Annotated in this window: 18 protein-coding genes; 5 read left to right on the forward strand and 13 right to left on the reverse strand. The window is 60.9% G+C overall.

Features of this window, described 5'->3' with window-relative positions; translation table 11 throughout:
- Positions 1-61 precede the first annotated feature (61 nt).
- Together JT51_RS16325 and JT51_RS16330 are read right to left on the reverse strand one after the other, a co-directional pair.
- Positions 62-733 carry an OmpA family protein gene (locus JT51_RS16325; RefSeq protein WP_037315450.1) on the reverse strand — a complete coding sequence of 224 codons (672 nt, stop codon included), beginning with the start codon at positions 731-733 and terminating at the stop codon, positions 62-64.
- A 117-nt stretch (positions 734-850) separates the two neighbouring features.
- Positions 851-1,552 (reverse strand): helix-turn-helix transcriptional regulator, encoded by a 702-nt coding sequence (locus JT51_RS16330; RefSeq protein WP_037315081.1) that lies wholly within the window; start codon positions 1,550-1,552, stop codon positions 851-853.
- A gap of 105 nt (positions 1,553-1,657) precedes the next feature.
- On the opposite strand from JT51_RS16330, the gene JT51_RS16335 reads away from it, so the two are divergent.
- Positions 1,658-1,843 carry a hypothetical protein gene (locus JT51_RS16335; RefSeq protein ID WP_037315084.1) on the forward strand — a complete coding sequence of 62 codons (186 nt, stop codon included), beginning with the start codon at positions 1,658-1,660 and terminating at the stop codon, positions 1,841-1,843.
- 2 nt (positions 1,844-1,845) lie between these two features.
- On the opposite strand, the gene JT51_RS16340 is transcribed toward JT51_RS16335, so the two are convergent.
- Positions 1,846-2,493, reverse strand: coding sequence for an RluA family pseudouridine synthase (locus JT51_RS16340; RefSeq protein WP_037315086.1), 648 nt, complete (start codon positions 2,491-2,493; stop codon positions 1,846-1,848).
- Between the two features lie 96 nt (positions 2,494-2,589).
- On the opposite strand from JT51_RS16340, the gene JT51_RS16345 reads away from it, so the two are divergent.
- Both JT51_RS16345 and JT51_RS16350 read left to right on the forward strand, forming a co-directional pair.
- On the forward strand, positions 2,590-3,000 hold the full coding sequence (locus tag JT51_RS16345) for a nuclear transport factor 2 family protein (RefSeq protein ID WP_037315089.1): 411 nt from the start codon (positions 2,590-2,592) through the stop codon (positions 2,998-3,000).
- Positions 3,001-3,006: 6 nt separating this feature from the next.
- Positions 3,007-3,714 carry an SGNH/GDSL hydrolase family protein gene (locus JT51_RS16350; protein ID WP_419177313.1) on the forward strand — a complete coding sequence of 236 codons (708 nt, stop codon included), beginning with the start codon at positions 3,007-3,009 and terminating at the stop codon, positions 3,712-3,714.
- Here the strand turns inward: JT51_RS16350 and rarD are convergent.
- From rarD to JT51_RS16395, 9 genes are all read right to left on the reverse strand, one after another.
- Positions 3,705-4,610 carry an EamA family transporter RarD gene (gene rarD / locus JT51_RS16355; RefSeq protein ID WP_037315094.1) on the reverse strand — a complete coding sequence of 302 codons (906 nt, stop codon included), beginning with the start codon at positions 4,608-4,610 and terminating at the stop codon, positions 3,705-3,707. The genes JT51_RS16350 and rarD overlap by 10 nt on opposite strands.
- A gap of 259 nt (positions 4,611-4,869) precedes the next feature.
- Positions 4,870-7,323 carry a GcvT family protein gene (locus tag JT51_RS16360; RefSeq protein WP_037315096.1) on the reverse strand — a complete coding sequence of 818 codons (2,454 nt, stop codon included), beginning with the start codon at positions 7,321-7,323 and terminating at the stop codon, positions 4,870-4,872.
- Positions 7,324-7,412: 89 nt separating this feature from the next.
- Entirely contained in the window at positions 7,413-8,384 is a 972-nt protein-coding gene (locus JT51_RS16365) for a GlxA family transcriptional regulator (protein ID WP_051927610.1), read from the reverse strand.
- A 9-nt stretch (positions 8,385-8,393) separates the two neighbouring features.
- Positions 8,394-9,287, reverse strand: a complete 894-nt coding sequence (locus tag JT51_RS16370) for a homocysteine S-methyltransferase family protein (RefSeq protein ID WP_037315102.1) — start codon at positions 9,285-9,287, stop codon at positions 8,394-8,396.
- A gap of 12 nt (positions 9,288-9,299) precedes the next feature.
- Positions 9,300-10,352 carry an alcohol dehydrogenase family protein gene (locus JT51_RS16375; RefSeq protein WP_037315104.1) on the reverse strand — a complete coding sequence of 351 codons (1,053 nt, stop codon included), beginning with the start codon at positions 10,350-10,352 and terminating at the stop codon, positions 9,300-9,302.
- Positions 10,349-12,799: a GcvT family protein gene (locus tag JT51_RS16380; RefSeq protein WP_037315107.1), complete on the reverse strand. Its 2,451-nt coding sequence runs from the start codon at positions 12,797-12,799 to the stop codon at positions 10,349-10,351. The genes JT51_RS16375 and JT51_RS16380 overlap by 4 nt, the downstream gene beginning before the upstream one ends.
- A gap of 15 nt (positions 12,800-12,814) precedes the next feature.
- Entirely contained in the window at positions 12,815-13,195 is a 381-nt protein-coding gene (locus JT51_RS16385; RefSeq protein WP_037315110.1) for a GFA family protein, read from the reverse strand.
- Between the two features lie 4 nt (positions 13,196-13,199).
- Positions 13,200-13,823 (reverse strand): LysE family translocator, encoded by a 624-nt coding sequence (locus tag JT51_RS16390; RefSeq protein WP_037315112.1) that lies wholly within the window; start codon positions 13,821-13,823, stop codon positions 13,200-13,202.
- Complete coding sequence (locus JT51_RS16395) at positions 13,823-14,392, reverse strand: helix-turn-helix domain-containing protein (RefSeq protein WP_037315115.1); 570 nt, start codon at positions 14,390-14,392, stop codon at positions 13,823-13,825. Before JT51_RS16395 ends, JT51_RS16390 begins: the two co-directional genes overlap by 1 nt.
- A gap of 56 nt (positions 14,393-14,448) precedes the next feature.
- Here JT51_RS16395 and JT51_RS16400 point away from each other — a divergent pair, with 56 nt between their 5' ends.
- Both JT51_RS16400 and JT51_RS16405 read left to right on the forward strand, forming a co-directional pair.
- Positions 14,449-14,787: a DUF1294 domain-containing protein gene (locus tag JT51_RS16400; RefSeq protein WP_235216196.1), complete on the forward strand. Its 339-nt coding sequence runs from the start codon at positions 14,449-14,451 to the stop codon at positions 14,785-14,787.
- Positions 14,788-14,828: 41 nt separating this feature from the next.
- Entirely contained in the window at positions 14,829-15,191 is a 363-nt protein-coding gene (locus tag JT51_RS16405) for a hypothetical protein (RefSeq protein WP_152563378.1), read from the forward strand.
- 57 nt (positions 15,192-15,248) lie between these two features.
- Here the strand turns inward: JT51_RS16405 and JT51_RS16410 are convergent, their stop codons facing one another.
- Entirely contained in the window at positions 15,249-15,704 is a 456-nt protein-coding gene (locus JT51_RS16410; protein WP_037315458.1) for a GAF domain-containing protein, read from the reverse strand.
- Between the last annotated feature and the right edge of the window lie 19 nt (positions 15,705-15,723).

Here is a 15,723-nt window from a genome sequence, read left to right on the forward strand (position 1 = left end):
AAACCCCAGATGACGCAGGGTCAATGTGCGGAACAGGGGCACCCGCAGGTGCCCCGTCACATTATGTGCGACCGTTGGGGATAATCTCGATATCGACCCGGCGGTTCTGGGCCTTGCCTTCGGGCGTCAGGTTCGAGGCGGCAGGGCGGCTTTCCCCCAGGCCAACTGTCGAAATCCGGGCACCGCTGACACCGTTGGCCTGCAAGACATCTGCCACGGACTGGGCGCGGCGTTCGGACAGACCCTGATTATACGAGGCTTCGCCGTCGCTGTCGGTATGTCCGATGACCTGAACGTTCGAGTTGGGGTATCGCACCAGATTCTGCCCCACCCGGACCAGATCAGACCGCAACGCCGGGCGCACGGTCGAGCTGTCGGTGTCAAAGGTGATATCGTTCGGCACGGTGACGATCAGCCGATCACCCGCGTTGACGATGGTAATGCCGTCATTGGCCAGCTGTTGGCGCAACTCGGCCGCTTGCTGGTCCAACTGGTTGCCGATCAAGCCACCACCGGCTGCACCGATGGCCCCACCGGCCAATGCACCCAGCAAAGGATCAGAATCATTTGCAATCGCACCGACACCCGCGCCGACCAGACCACCCAGAAGCGCGCCTTGCTTGGCGTTCTGGTTGGGATCGGATGGCAGGTTCAGCGTGCCGGGGTCGGTACACGCACCCAAAAACAGGGCCGCGCACAGGCCGGAAGAAAGAACAATCTTGGAAATCGTCATGGAATCACCTTCTGCTCTGGGCCCGTTCACCGAGTCCATATTGTTTGGCGCAGTATATCGCGCTGCATGCGCCACGTCTCAAGCAACAATCCGGTGAAGTCGGCAATTACCCGCCGTTCAACCCGCATCCGCAGGTGCAGCCACATCATCCCATCGGTTTTGTTCCTGCCAGATCGTGCGCAGGGGTTCTCCTTGCCCGCAAAAGTGATCGTCGATCAGATCGCAGGACCAGATGCGGTCGGTGCGGAAATGCCGAAATCCATTCCGAAGCTCGCACCATGCCACCAGCATGGTGCATTCGATATGATAGATCAGCGCAACGGGCCGGACGATCCGCTCGCTCCGGTCGCCGCCTGAATTCACATAGGTGATGCGGATTTTACGCTCGGCCCGGATCGCCTCGCGGTAATTCACCACCGGCACACAGCCTTTTGCGGGATCGTCGGCGGGCGCGCCCCACGGGGCGACCTGCAACCAATTGGCCGGTGCGCGCAGGGCGTCGATCTTGCGACAGACCCGATCGGCGGCCTGTTGCAACGTGCTGTCCCCGGTGCGTGCCAGCATCGACAGGCCAACCCAAAGTGCCTCTACCTCTTCGGCATCAAAGTTCAGCGGCGGCAGGTCATACCCGCGCCGCATCAGGTATCCAACACCGGCCTCGCCCTCAATCGGCGTGCGCTGCGCCTGCAACGCCGCGATATCGCGGTACACGGTCCGCACCGATACCTCGAGCTGCTCTGCCAGCGCCTCGGCCGTTACAGGCGCGTGGGCGGCGCGCAGAATCTGAATGATTTCGAACAGACGGGTCGAGCGGCGCATGGGGTTCTCCGATTGATCTACTGACACCCTAGCACAGCCCCCTGACAAGGTGGTGTCAGCAGTGATGGCCCAGGATTGGCAAACACAAAAATAAGGAGGTCGGCCATGCCAAGCCGCGACAACCACGTGATGATGACCCTGCAACTGGATCGCTGGTCACGCGATCACAGCCTGCGCGCCTTTGAGATTGAACGCGAGATTATGGCGGCCCGCTGCCCTGCGGCCCGGCGCAAACGAACCAGACGGTTTTCGCTGGGCAACCTCAAGATGCTGTGGGTCAGCACGGCCTAGGGTCAGAATTCTGCCGGGGCGCGAAATTTCATCGAGACCCCGCCCTCGGGGGTTTTCAGGCGCAGTTCCTCGGAATGCAGCATCAGGCGCGGGAAATCCCGCGCCGCACCGTCAGCATAAAACGGATCACCCAGAATCGGGTGGCCCAACGCCTGCATATGAACGCGCAACTGGTGCGACCGGCCCGTTTTGGGGAACAGCCGGACACGGGTCGCGTCGCCCTCATGCTTGACCACGCGCCAGTCGGTGACGGCGGGTTTGCCGGTCTCATGGCACACCATCTGAAGCGGGCGATTGGGCCAGTCCACGATCAGGGGCAAGTCCACCGTTCCGGTCTTTGCTTCAAGCTGCCCCCAAATGCGGGCGACGTAGGTCTTGCGGGTCTGGCGCTTTTCGAACTGCATACTCAGGTGCCGCTGCGCATGGGGCGTCTGGGCAAAGACCATGACGCCTGACGTGTCCCTGTCCAACCGATGTACCAGCAGGGCCTGCGGAAATGCCGACTGAACCCGCGTCAGCAGACAATCAGCCAGATGCGCCCCGCGCCCCGGCACCGACAGCAGCCCCGAAGGTTTGTTCACCACGATCAGCTGCGCATCTTCGTGCAACACATCAAGGGGCGTTTTCGGGGGATCATACGTCTCGCTCATGCGCGCCTGCCTAACGTATGGTGCCACCTCCCGCAACGTCGGCCTTGCCTGAGCGGAACGGTTCAGCAAACCTTGGATCAAAGCGGAGGAAAGAGAATGCACCCGACGATCAAGCGTATGCAGGACGTCGTTGCCAAAGGCGACGAAAGTCTGATCCGCGAACTTCTGGCCGAGGATGTCCAGTTTTCCCCACCCACCTATTTCAGCACCTGGTCCGGCCGTGCGCCTGTGGCCGCGATTCTGGGCCATGTGGGTCAGGTGTTCTCTGACTTTCGCTATCGCCGGATCATGGGCGAAGGCAAGGACTGGGCGTTGGAGTTTCAGTGCAAGGTAGGTGATCTGGACGCGGTTGGCGCGGATCTGATCACCCTGAACGAAGACGGGCTGATTCAGAAATTTGAGGTCGTCATGCGCCCCCACAAAACCATTGGCGCCTTGCGCGATGCAATGATGGCCCGGGTCATGTCCGACGCGCGGTTCCTTGAATTCAAAGACGCGCTCAGCTGATCAATGGTGGGCTTGGTCGCAACAGACCAGATCCTGCGGGTGCCCCTGTTGCCGGTACTGGCGGCGCAGGGCCTGTTGGTGCGCCGCAATGCGCAACTTCTGTCGGAACCCGCGGGCCCGCGAAAAGGGCGTATGGGACGAGGGCCGCGATTGCGCCTGCTGATCACCGGCGATAGCTCTGCCGCCGGGGTCGGTGCGGGCACGCAAGCGCAGGCTCTCTCCGGGCATCTTGTTGCGCAACTGGCCAGGCACTATGCGGTTGAATGGCGGTTAGAGGCCACCACCGGGCACACAACGCAGGACACAATTGATCGGCTGAACGGGCTGGACGGCCAATTTGACATGGCCCTGACTGCGCTGGGTGTGAATGATGTGACCCGGGGTGTGACACAGAAACGGTTCGCCGAACATCAGGCCCGTCTGCTGGGCCTGCTAACCGGGCCGATGGGAGTTCGGCGGGTTGTGGTGACAGGGGTTCCGCAGATGGACCGGTTTCCAGCCTTGCCGCAGCCCTTGGCGTGGGTGCTGGGGCAACAGGCCGCACGGCTGGACCATGGCCTGAAACAGGTCGCCGACCATTTCCCGCAGGTTCGCCATCTGTCACTGAAGCTGCCCGACGATCCCGCCCTGGCTGCGCCGGATGGGTATCATCCCAGCCCAAAGGCCTATGCTCTCTGGGCCAAAGAAGCCGCCCGCCTGCTGCGTCAGGCCTGAGCCCGCATCTGCCGGATCATCGGGATCGAATAAACCACCAGCGCCGCCCAGATCAAAGGAAAGGCAATCATCCGGCCCCGGTCCACCTGTTCGCCGAATACGGCAATTGCGGTGATAAAAATCATGGTCGGCGCGATGTATTGCAGAATGCCCATCGTCGACAGGCGCACCAGCTTGGCCCCGTTGGCATAGACCAGCAAGGGCACAGCCGTCACCACTCCGGCACCGGCCAGCATCATCGTGTCTTCAACGGCAAACCCGAAATGCCCGGTTCCCTGCGCGCCCAGCCAGGTCACATAGGCCAAAGCGGGGATCAGCAGGATCAGGACCTCAAGCAAGAACCCCTGATTAGGTCCTATGGGCAGAGAGCGCTTGAAAAAAGCGTAAAACCCCCAGCTGAGCATCAACCCCAAGGCTGCCCAGGGCAAGCTGCCGGCCTCAAGCACCAGAACCAAAACACCGGCTGCGGCCAGTCCTACAGCAACCAGTTGCGTCTTGTTCAATGGCTCTCGCAGCAACAGCGCACCAAGTGCAATGCTGAACAAGGGGTTGATATAATACCCCAGCGCCGCATCCAGGGCATTCCCGCTGGCAATTGCCCAGACATAAATCGCCCAGTTCACCGAAATCAAAGCGGCCGTCAGGCAGGCCATGCCCAACATTTTCGGATCTTTCAACGCCGCCTTCAAATCGCGTGTCCGCCCCAATGCAATCAGCAATAGCCCGGCCACCGGCACGGACCAGATGATCCGATGCGCCACGATCTCAATCGCCCCTACATGGGCCACAGCTTTCATGTAAAGTGGCAGGAACCCCCACAGGACATAGGCCGTAACCGCCAGGGCAAGCCCCTTTGGCGTGTCGGCATTCTGGGCGGGCGTTGTTGCGTCTGCCATGGCAGGTCTCCGGGTGATACCGCTTGTCTTTACGGTAAATCAGACCGGGTTGGGAACTGCGAAAACTGTGAAGCGTGCCATCAAGAATTCTGATAGGTCGCGCTTTTGCTTACTGGGCCATTCAGCGAGGCTCTGCCTCGCGCTCCGGGATATTTTGGGCCAGATGAATGAAAGACCCCATGTTCATCTGGCTAAAAGTATCCCGGGGGAGTCGCCCGTCACGGGCGGCGGGGGTAGAGCCCCCACCCTTTCGATTCGTTCAGGCTTTGACCCGCTCAGACTTCGGATCGTACATCGGTCTGAGCGACGCCTCTGCCTTGACCTTCACACCGCAGACGTCGATTTCATAGGTCGAGGCCAACACATCAGCCGCCTTCTCCCCTTCACACGGCACATAGCCCAGACCGATAGCGCCGCCCAGCGTGTGACCATAGTTGCCCGAGCTGAGATAGCCCACATATTCACCATCCCGCACGATCGGTTCGTTGTGGAACAGCAGCGGTTCAAGATCGGTCAACCTGAATTGCACCAAGCGACTTTTCGGTCCGCTTTCCTTGCGTGCAATCACCGCCTCACGACCGATGAAGTCGCACCCCTTGTCCACCTTCACAGCAAAACCCAAGCCCGCGTCGACCACGTGATCTTCGCAGGTGATATCGTGGCCAAAATGGCGGAAGCCCTTTTCGATCCGGGCGCTGTCCATCATGTGCATCCCGCACAGCTTTAGTTCCATATCCTGCCCGGCCTCGTGCAGAGTTTCAAAGACGTGACCGGCCATATCGGAAGAAACATAGACCTCCCAACCCAGCTCGCCCACGTAGGTCACGCGGTGGACACGGGCCAGGCCCATGCCGATCTCGATTTCCTGCGCTGTACCAAACGGGTTCACTGCGTTCGAGAAGTCGTTGGGCGAGACTTTTTCCAGCAAAGAGCGGGAATTGGGGCCCATCACCGCCAGAACACCTTCGCCAGGCGTTACATCGGTGATGACCACGTTGAAATTGCCTGCGTGGCGCATCATCCATGTCTGATCCGCCAGCCGCGTGGCTGCCGGGGTGACGATCAGATAGGCGGTTTCAGACAGGCGGGTGACGGTCACATCCGCCTCAATCCCGCCTGCGCGGTTCAGGAATTGCGTATAGACGATCTTGCCCACCGGCACGGCATAGTCACCGCCACCCACATAGTTCATGAACGCCTGCGCATCCGGCCCTTCGACGCGGATTTTCCCGAAGGAGGACATGTCATACATGCCCACATTCTCGCGCACGGCGCGGTGTTCGGCAGCCGAGTTCTCGAACCAATTCTGGCGCTTCCAGCTGTATTGGTAGTCACGCTCCTGCCCTTCACTGGCAAACCAGTTGGCCCGTTCCCAACCTGCCAATTCGCCCATCACCGCGCCGTGCTCAAGCAGGTGATGGTGGAACGGTGTCCGGCGCACACCGCGCGCCGTGGCTTTTTGGCGATAGGGGTAGTGATCGGCATAAAGCAGGCCCAGCGTTTCTTTCGAGCGTTCGAACAGGTAATTCCTGTTGCCCTGAAACGGTTGCATCCGGCTGATGTCCACATCGCCCAGATCAAAGGGTTTCTCACCCGTATCCATCCACTCGGCCAGCGCCATGCCCGCGCCCCCGGCGGACTGAATACCGATTGAGTTGAACCCGGCCGCCACCCAGACATTGTCCATCTCGGGCGCAAGGCCCAGATGATAGGCGTCATCGGGTGTAAAGCTCTCGGGCCCGTTGAAAAAGGTGTGAATCCCCGCCTCGGCCAGCATCGGCATCCGGTTACAGGCGGCTTCGAGGATCGGTTCGAAATGGTCGAAATCCTCGGGCAATTGATCGAATTCGAACGTGTCCGGGATGCCGTCCATGGCCCAGGGTTTGGCGTTGGGCTCAAACGCGCCCAACAGGATTTTACCCGCATCTTCCTTGTAATAGGCACATTCATCCGGCACGCGCAGCACCGGCAATTGGGTCATTCCGTCGATATTCTCGGTGACGATATAGAAATGTTCACAGGCGTGCAGTGGCACGTTGACCCCCGCCATGCGACCGACCTCGTGCCCCCACATACCGGCGCAGTTCACCACCATGTCGCATTCAATATGTCCCGAGGCGCTGCCGTCGTCCGCAACCCAATCGACGCCGCTGACCTTGCGGCCCTGTTTGACGATATCGGTGACCTTCACACGTTCCTTGACGATGCCACCACGCTGACGCGCGCCCTTGGCCAGCGCCAGCGCGATGTTTGCCGGGTCGCCCTGCCCGTCCAGCGGCAGGTGAACCGCCCCTTTGACGCCATCAAGGTTGAGGTGCGGATACAGTTCCTGCACCCGTTCGTTCGAAATCTCTTCAACCTCGACACCAAAGGCGCGGGCCATGGCGGCCTGACGATAGATCTCTTCCTTACGCTCATCCGTCAGGGCCACGGTGATCGAGCCGTTGCGTTTGAACCCCGTGGACACGCCGGTTTCTTCTTCCAGCGCGCCGTAAAGTTCCTGACTGTATTTCGCCAGCTTGGTCATGTTCGCCGTCGCGCGCAGCTGCGCGATCAGGCCCGCCGCGTGCCAGGTGGTGCCGCTGGTCAACTGCTTGCGTTCGAGCAGTACAACATCTGTCCAACCCTTCTTGGTCAGATGATACGCGACCGAACATCCGATGACGCCGCCACCGATGATGACCACACGGGCCTTGCTGGGAAGATCAACCATCCTGAAATCTCCGCTGTGTCAGGTTTGCGCCAATTTGCCACGAAAGATCGACAGAAAATGCACCAAAACCGTCACGGCGTGGTTGATTTTCACCGATGTGAGGCCGCCCGCTTTTCCCGCCGCAGGACAAAGGGGGTAACGCCGAAAAAACTTTTGTAGACGGATGAGAATCCGTTGGGAAACCCGCAGGCCAAGCCAATTTCGCGCACGCTCATGGTGGTGTTCAACAGCAGGTTATTGGCCTTGGCCAGGCGCATCTCGCGATAAAAACCGTTGGGCGTGGTGCCGAAAAAGATTTTGAACTTCCGCTCAAGCGACCGGTTCGACAGATGCAGTTCCTCGACGATCTGGTGGATCAGCAGCGGGTCTTCGATATTGGCCTGCATCAGCTTGATGCACTGATCCAATCTGGCATCACCCGTCGCGGTCAGCTTTGCCCCGGAGAACGGCTGCATGGAAGAAAAATCGCGGATGTTTTCATGCAGCATGATATCGGCCACCGTCATCTTGGCTGGCCCTGAAATATGGCGTCCGATCACCGCAAGCGCCACATCGGTTGTCGCCTCCATCCCGGCGCAGGTCACCACCGCGCCCTGCTCTGTAGCGATCGACAGCTTGGCTTCGAACCGCGCGCCACGTTCGCGCAGGAAGGATGCGTTTTCCCAATGGGTCGCCATGTCATCGGCACCGTGTTCGTCGATGTACCGACTGGCGGCTTCGGCCAGCAAGAACACCCGGGCCCCGCGAAAGGTGTAATCAGACACCACCCGCCCCAACGACAGGTCCGGATGATCGGGATCAGAGTTGCCGATCACGAACAGATAGTCCGCATTGGGCTGGCCCGGGACAGGCGCGGTCTGAACCGTTGCATCGCTGCTGCTGGCAATCGGGCCGCCCCGCAGCGACCGGTACGTGTAGGTGAATGGTGGGTTCGGGCACACCCGGTTGGCCAGCCGCAGCACCTCGACCAATGAGGCCAGTTCCAGCAGAACATAGCCGGGGGCCACAAGGATATCGAAATGCTGCTGCCTGTGGGCTGAAATGTTCGGCGGCGTCCGCATCGCCGTCCCTCAGACGATCCGATGGCCGGCGGCGCGCAGCCGGTTGGCCAGTGTTTCGATGTGATCCGGTCCAACCTCGCAGCAGCCGCCAACGATGGTCGCGCCCTGCGCCACCCAGGCCATGGCGTGATCCGCATAGGCATCCGGCCCCAGATCGTTTCGCTGTTCCAGCGCGTCGACAGTGGGCGCATCTTCCAGAAACTTTTGGGTGATCCCGGTGAACCCATTGGCGTAGGCCCCGAAGGGCCGACCAAACTTTGCGATGACTTCCAACGCGGCGGGGATGGCTTCGGGGCGGGAACAGTTGATCAGCACGGCCTCGGGCGCGAAACGGGTCACTACGGGGGCTATGTCCGACAGCGCCTCGCCCGAGCGCAGGCGCGTGCCGTCTTCGTCCATCACCGACAGCCCTAGCCAAACCGGCTTGCCGCCCTGCGCCATGCCGCGCAACGCGCCCTCAGCCTCTTGCAGCGAGCATACGGTTTCAATCAGGAACAGATCGACGCGATCCGCCATCAGGCCGACAAGCTCGGCGAATTTATCGGCGGCGTCATCCGGATCGGGTTTCAGGTCCGGCCGGTAGGACGCCAATAGCGGGCCCAATGCCCCGGCAATACGTCCGCCATTTGCCCCACGCGCCTGTTCGGCCTGCGTCAGGGCCGCATTGATCAGATCGGCAAACTGGTCCTCCATCCCGGCGCGCACCAGCCGCGACCGATGCACCGCATAGGTGTTGGTGGTGGCAACTGTCGCGCCCCGGCGGAAGTATTCGTCGTGCACATCCCCAACCAGTTCGGGGCGGTCCATCATCACCCGGGTCGACCATAAGGGCGTGGGCCTGTCGCCGCTGCGCCTGACCAGTTCCTGCCCGATTGAGCCATCCAGAAGAGTGATATGTGCCATGTTTCAGCCTTGTCAGGGAATCAGAACAAGTTTGCCCGGAAACGCCTTGGATTGAAAATCCTCCTGCGCAGCGGCGATGTTCCGCAACGGGTAAGTCTTTGAGATCAGGGGCCTGATGCGGCCTGCATTGACCATCGCAACCAGCCGACCGAACACCTCGAACGCCTGATGCGTGCAGCCGTGAATGGTGATGTCGCGCAGATAGATGTCGCGCAGGTCGGCCTGAACCACCGGGCCTGCAATGGCACCGGAAACGGCGTAATGCCCGCCCGGCTTCAACGCCAGGATCAGGCCCGGCCACGCGGGGCCGCCCACAACGTCGATGACAACGTCAAACATATCCGCAGGCAGTGTCGCGTCGCGGTCGAATGTGTCCACCGCGCCCTGGCTTTTGACCACCTCGGCCTTGGCCGGGCTGGTCACCCCGCAAACAGTTGCCCCCCGCAGCGCCGCCAGTTGCACAGCTGCCAGACCAACGCCGCCCGATGCGCCGGTGATCAGCATCTTTTGGCCCGCAGTCACACCCGCGCGGGTCAGCAGATTTTCGGCAGTACCGAAGGCACAGGGAATGGCGGCGATCTCAACATCCGACAGGGGTGAGGCGGTCACATCGTAAAGGTCATCCGCCGCAACCAGACAGTATTGTGCAAAGGCCCCGTCGATTTCCGAACCCAGGGCAATAAAACCCGTCGGGTTGCCCGGGCTTGGGCGCGGCAGGTTGATCGGACAGGTCACGCGCTGGCCCGGTTCGAACCCGGCACCCGGCCCGGCCTGCGCGACGATCCCGCACAGGTCGCCGCCCTGTATGCGCGGGAACTGCAACGCGCCGCCCCATCCGCCTGCTTCGACATCCTGATCGACCGCATCGGTGGCACTGGTCACATCCGAAGAATACCAGCCCACCCGCGTATTGATGTCGGTGTTGTTGACACCGGCGGCGGCCACGCGGACCAGAACCTGCCCCGGCCCAGGGGTCGGAACAGGAATGTCATCGCGCCATTTCAGCGCCTCTGGCCCTCCGTGGCGGGTCAGGTAAACGCCGGACATGGTCGCCGGTCGTGTCATGCACGCAGCCTTTCGTTCTGAGGATCCCAGAGGGGTTGATCCTCTTGCACCACGGCCCGGCATTTCTGACCGTAGATTTCCACCTCAAGCTCGGTCCCGGGGTCGGCAAGCTCGGCCCTGATCATGCCCAGCGCGATGGATTTACCAACGCGGTACCCCCACGCGCCCGAGGTGGTCTCGCCCACGATCTCACCATTCTGCCAGATGCAGGACATATAGGGCGCGTCGCAGTCGCCTGCATCCACCGTCAGGGTGACAAAGGATTTCCTCACACCCTGCTGCTTTTCGTTCAGGATTGCGGCCTTGCCGGGGAAGTCCTGCGGCTTGTCCAGCTTGACGAAACGCTCCAAGCCGCCTTCAAGCAGCGAATAATCGGTGCTCAGGTCGCCCTTCCACGCGCGGTACCCCTTTTCGATGCGCAATGAGTTCAGGGCATACATCCCGAACGGTTTTGCCCCGGCGTCGGTGATTGCGTCATAGATGGCGGGCATGTGTTCGTTCAGCGCATGAACCTCCCAGCCCAACTCGCCAGCGAAGGACACACGGACCAGATAGGCAGGCTGCCCGGCAACGGTGGCCGATTGGTGGGTCAACCATCCGGTGGTCAGGTCGGCATCGGTCAGACCCGACAACACCGTGCGCGAATTCGGGCCGGTGACGATCAGGGTGTCCCGCGTGGTGGTGACATCCTCGACCGACACACCAGCAGGCATTGCGCCCACAAGAATGTCACGATCATGCCACTGCGCCGTCGCGGCCGTGATCATGATGAACTCATCCTCACCCAGGCGAATGCAGGACATTTCCGTCAGGATGCGGCCCCGGTTGTCCGAGATATAGATCAGGTTCATGCGGCCGACCTTGGGCAACCCGCCGGTTGCGAGGCCGCGCAGCGCCTCGGCAGCACCCTCTCCCTTGACCATAAAGCGTGAGAAACCTGGCAGATCCAGCACGCCGCAATGGTCGCGCACAGCTTCGCATTCCTCTTTGACGCGCTGCTCCCACGGGCCGGACCGGCCCCAGGTATGGGTCGCCTCAAGCGAGGTGTCATCGCCCGGCTGCGCAAACCAGTTGGCACGCTCCCATCCGTTATAGGCCCCCATCACGCCGCCCAGCGCCTTGACCTTGTCATGCACCGGCGACAGCTTTTTGTCGCGTGCGGCGGGCCATTCGTGATGCGGATAGTGCATGGCGTATTCGTTGCCATAAACCTCGATGCCCTTCTGGTTGCAGTAATCCTGATCGGTGTAATCGGTATAACGACGCGGATCGACGGCCCACATATCCCATTCGGTGGCGCCATCGACGATCCATTCAGCCAGCACCTTGCCCGCGCCACCACCCTGCGCGATGCCGAAGGTAAAGGTGTGGGCCTCAAACGCGTTTTTCACACCCGGCATCGGGCCGATCAGCGGCAATCCATCCGGTGCATAGGGGATCGGCCCGTTGATGACACGACCAACACCCGAGGTCGCCATCAGCGGCACCCGCTCCATCGCGTCGGTGACAATATCCTCGATCCGGTCCAGATCATCGTTCCAAAGCTGAAAGCTGAAATCCTCGGGCATCGGGTCGTCCTCGGACATCCAGTGGCCCTTGCAGTTGGGCTCATAGGGGCCAAGGTTGAAGCCATTCTTTTCCTGCCGCAGGTAGTAAGAGATATCCACGTCGCGCAGCAGCGGCAGCTTTTTACCGCCGTTTTCCTTTGACCATGCCTCAATCTCGGGCACCTCGTCGGTCAGCAGGTACTGGTGGCTCATGACCATTGCCGGAACGGTGCGCCCGCCAAAGGGCTTGAACCATTCCCCCACACGCTGCGCATAATAGCCAGCCGCGTTCACCACGTAATCACAGGCGATATCACCCTTGTCCGTGTGAACGGCCCAGGTACCGTCGTCATGCTGCGTCACACCGGTCGCAGGGCAGAAACGGATGATCTTGGCGCCCATGTCCCGCGCACCCTTGGCCAGCGCCTGCGTCAGCTGCGCCGGGTCGATATCGCCGTCGGTCGGGTCGTACAGCACGCTCTCAAGATCATGGGTTTCCAGGAACGGATAGCGCTCCTGTGCTTCTTCCGGGGTCCACATCTCCATCGGGATGCCCTGATAGCGGCCCATCGCCATGGCGCGCTCAAACTCCTGCATCCGCTCTTTGCTGTGCGCCAGGCGGATCGACCCCGAAACGTGGTAATTCATCGGATAATCGACCTCATCGCCCAACCGCGCATACAGCTCGGTCGAGTAGCGCTGCATGTTCATGATCGCCCATGAGGTCGAGAATGTCGGAACGTTCCCCGCTGCGTGCCATGTCGAACCAGCCGTCAGCTCGTTCTTTTCCAGCAGGACACAATCGGTCCAGCCTTTCTTGGCCAGATGATAGAGCGAGGAGGCCCCCACCACACCACCGCCGATAACAACCACGCGGGCTTTTGTCGGAAAATCACTCATTGGTCTTGATCCCTGTTACTGTGCCTCTTGGGGCAGATCGTCTTGGATGTCGTAATAGTCGCCCTTGTCGGCCACAAAGATGTGCCGGGCGAGCTTCAGCCCGGTGGGTTCTTCGAGTGAACCCATAGACACCGCAATCGTGTCCTCGTCATTGTGCTGCCAGAACAGGAACGAGCCGCAGGCGCTGCAAAACCCGCGCCGGGCGATGTCCGAGGCGCGATACCAGCGCAGCGTATCGCTGGTGGCAAAGCGCAGGTTGTCCTGATGGGTCACGGCTGACGCCCAAAGGTGACCCGATTGTTTGCGGCATTGGCCGCAGTGGCAGGCGGACGGCCGCAATAGCTCTCCGTCAATCGTGAATGCGACCGCGCCACACAGGCAGGAACCGGTGTGCATGTGATTACCCCCTTGCAGTGGGCGTAGAGCTGGCACCCAGCAACACGCCATAGATAATGAAACACCCCGCCATCACGCGGCGGACCCAGATGTTGAACACGGCCCCCAAGGCTGCCTTGCCCATCAGCGCACCCAGCAATGTGAACCCGGTATAGCTGAGCGTGGTGATGATCAGCGCCGTGGGCATGATTACCGACATCTGCTGCCAGATCGGCACATCCGGCTGCACGAATTGCGAAAAGGCGGCCAGATATCCGGCCACACTTTTAGGGTTGATCGTGGCAACCGCCAGCGCATGCAGATAGACATGGCGCGCGGGCCGTTCCGACGCTGGTGCCGGTCTGGTCGCGTTCATCCAGCCGCGGATGCCGACCCAGACCAGGAACCCCGCGCCCACCAGTTTGGCGATAAAAAACCCGGTCGGCGACGCCGCGATCAGGGCGGTGACGCCCAGCGCCGACAGGATCAGAAACGCACTGGCCTGCGTGAGAATGGCCATTACCCCCAACATCGCCTTGGGAAACGGCAGGCTCATCCCGTTCGAGATGCAATTGACCGCGTTCGGCCCCGGCGTGGTCACAAACACCACCCAGAACAGCGCGAATATGGTCCAGGCCTCAAAACTCATCAATACACCGGCGGGGCGATGACCCAGATGGCCACGGCGGGTTCATCATAAGGGTTAGACCAATGATACGGCTCATGCCTGATGCGGAAACTGTCCCCCGGCCCGACCGAGAACCGCCGGCCGCCGATTGTCAGATCCAATCGACCGGATACCAGATACCCGACCTCTTGCGTGGGGCGATCCGCTGGGGTCTGCATTTCCGAGTGGGGTTTGAACGTCGAATGCACCATCTCAAAATCGTCGGTCAGATCGGGCGACAGCAGCTCTTCGATCAGACCTTCTTCGCCTGATCCCATCGGTCGCCGCGATCCGGCGCGCACGACATACCCCTGTTCGTCCACCGGCGCGGCGGAATGCGCAAACAGCATCGACATCGGCACGCCCAGACATTTCGCAATCAGGCGCAAATCGGAAATCGACGGCTCAGAGATGTCGCGTTCAACCTGGCTTAGCCACCCGACCGACCGATCCAGCCGCGCGGCGGTCCCGGCCAGTGTCAAACCGCGCGCCTTGCGCAAGGCACGAATGTCGGCACCGAGGGTCGCGCTGGACGGGGCTTGGCTGTTCATTGGCGGCTCCGAATCCTGTGAAATTTTCCGTCTCTTTTTCACGATGCTGCGAATCAATGAAATTTCCAAGCATTTTTTCACTTGGGTCTGAACCTGCGTTTGGCTATGCCACGGGCATGTGGATCGCGGTGATATATCTTTGGGCCATCAACGGCCTGACTTTGCTGGCTTTTGGTTGGGACAAGCTACGGGCCAGACGCCGCCGGGGCCGGGTGCCCGAGAAAAGGCTGCTGTGGCTTGCCGCGCTGGGTGGCAGCCCCGGTGCCGTGCTGGGCCGATGGATATTTCGGCACAAAACGCGCAAACGCAGGTTTTCACTGTGGCTGTTCGCGATATTGGCGGTTCAGGTGGCGGCTTGCTATCTGGTCGTCGTAAACGAGTACCGACTGGGCTGAAAAGCCCTCAACCGCGGCGACCTATACAATGGAGGGTGCCCTTGGACCTCGCAATTCGGGCCACGCGATACAGTATCTGGCTTCATTCCGCGCTACTTGCGGTGCTGTTCGGGTTGGGTATCTGGTTCAATGATACCGATACGATGATGCATGCGCTGGGCGCAGCGGTCGCTATCTTTGTGTCGCTTCTATTCCTCATGGGGTTGCGCAGCGAAAACCGCTGGGCCGCTATCGTATTTGCGGCCATCTGTGCGCTCGATTTAGTGGACGCCATGATGCGGGGATTGAATCCAAACAACCTGGTCAATCTTGTCGATGCGATACTGTCCTTTGTCGTGATCTGCGGCGTCGTGATCTGGTTGCGCGAGCAAAGCATCGCGCGGCAAGACAATCGGGCCAGCTGATCCTTTGAGTTGGCCCAACGCGGTCGCGTCAAACAAGCCCGCACCGCATAAAACGCCTTACCGGCGCGCAAAGATCTGCGACAGGATCAACATCAGCTTTTCCGCATCCACCTGATCGAAGGCATCCGGCTGGTCACTGTCGATGTCGAATACCGCAATAACCTTGCCCGAGGCATCCCGCACCGGCAGCACCAGTTCGGACCGCGTGGAAGACGCACAGGCGATGTGACCGGAAAAGGCTTCGACATCCGGCACCAGTTGGATTTCACCCGTTCTTGCGGCGGCCCCACAGACGCCCCGTTCAAACGGGATCACCAGACAGCCGTGGCCGCCTTGATAGGGGCCGATCTTCAGGACTTCGGGTTCGGTCACGCGGTAAAAACCGGTCCAGTCAAAGCGATCATCGAAATGGTGCACCTCGCAGGCGACGGTCGCCATCAGGGCGACCTCGTCGGTTTCACCCTCGGTCAGGGCGGCGATGGTTTTGGCGAGCGTGTCGTAATCTGCGGTCATGGTCATCGGTCCGGTTCGG

Origin of the sequence: Ruegeria halocynthiae (assembly GCF_000743705.1) — a bacterium.
Classification (GTDB): Bacteria; Pseudomonadota; Alphaproteobacteria; order Rhodobacterales; family Rhodobacteraceae; genus Ruegeria; species Ruegeria halocynthiae_B.

Coding starts and splice junctions, on each gene's coding strand:
- JT51_RS16325 (WP_037315450.1), bottom strand. CDS start 733: ATGACGATTTCCAAGATTGTTCTTTCTTCCGGCCTGTGCGCGGCCCTG.
- JT51_RS16330 (WP_037315081.1), bottom strand. CDS start 1,552: ATGCGCCGCTCGACCCGTCTGTTCGAAATCATTCAGATTCTGCGCGCC.
- JT51_RS16335 (WP_037315084.1), top strand. CDS start 1,658: ATGCCAAGCCGCGACAACCACGTGATGATGACCCTGCAACTGGATCGC.
- JT51_RS16340 (WP_037315086.1), bottom strand. CDS start 2,493: ATGAGCGAGACGTATGATCCCCCGAAAACGCCCCTTGATGTGTTGCAC.
- JT51_RS16345 (WP_037315089.1), top strand. CDS start 2,590: ATGCACCCGACGATCAAGCGTATGCAGGACGTCGTTGCCAAAGGCGAC.
- rarD (WP_037315094.1), bottom strand. CDS start 4,610: ATGGCAGACGCAACAACGCCCGCCCAGAATGCCGACACGCCAAAGGGG.
- JT51_RS16360 (WP_037315096.1), bottom strand. CDS start 7,323: ATGGTTGATCTTCCCAGCAAGGCCCGTGTGGTCATCATCGGTGGCGGC.
- JT51_RS16365 (WP_051927610.1), bottom strand. CDS start 8,384: ATGCGGACGCCGCCGAACATTTCAGCCCACAGGCAGCAGCATTTCGAT.
- JT51_RS16370 (WP_037315102.1), bottom strand. CDS start 9,287: ATGGCACATATCACTCTTCTGGATGGCTCAATCGGGCAGGAACTGGTC.
- JT51_RS16375 (WP_037315104.1), bottom strand. CDS start 10,352: ATGACACGACCGGCGACCATGTCCGGCGTTTACCTGACCCGCCACGGA.
- JT51_RS16380 (WP_037315107.1), bottom strand. CDS start 12,799: ATGAGTGATTTTCCGACAAAAGCCCGCGTGGTTGTTATCGGCGGTGGT.
- JT51_RS16385 (WP_037315110.1), bottom strand. CDS start 13,195: ATGCACACCGGTTCCTGCCTGTGTGGCGCGGTCGCATTCACGATTGAC.
- JT51_RS16390 (WP_037315112.1), bottom strand. CDS start 13,823: ATGAGTTTTGAGGCCTGGACCATATTCGCGCTGTTCTGGGTGGTGTTT.
- JT51_RS16395 (WP_037315115.1), bottom strand. CDS start 14,392: ATGAACAGCCAAGCCCCGTCCAGCGCGACCCTCGGTGCCGACATTCGT.
- JT51_RS16400 (WP_235216196.1), top strand. CDS start 14,449: ATGAAATTTCCAAGCATTTTTTCACTTGGGTCTGAACCTGCGTTTGGC.
- JT51_RS16410 (WP_037315458.1), bottom strand. CDS start 15,704: ATGACCGCAGATTACGACACGCTCGCCAAAACCATCGCCGCCCTGACC.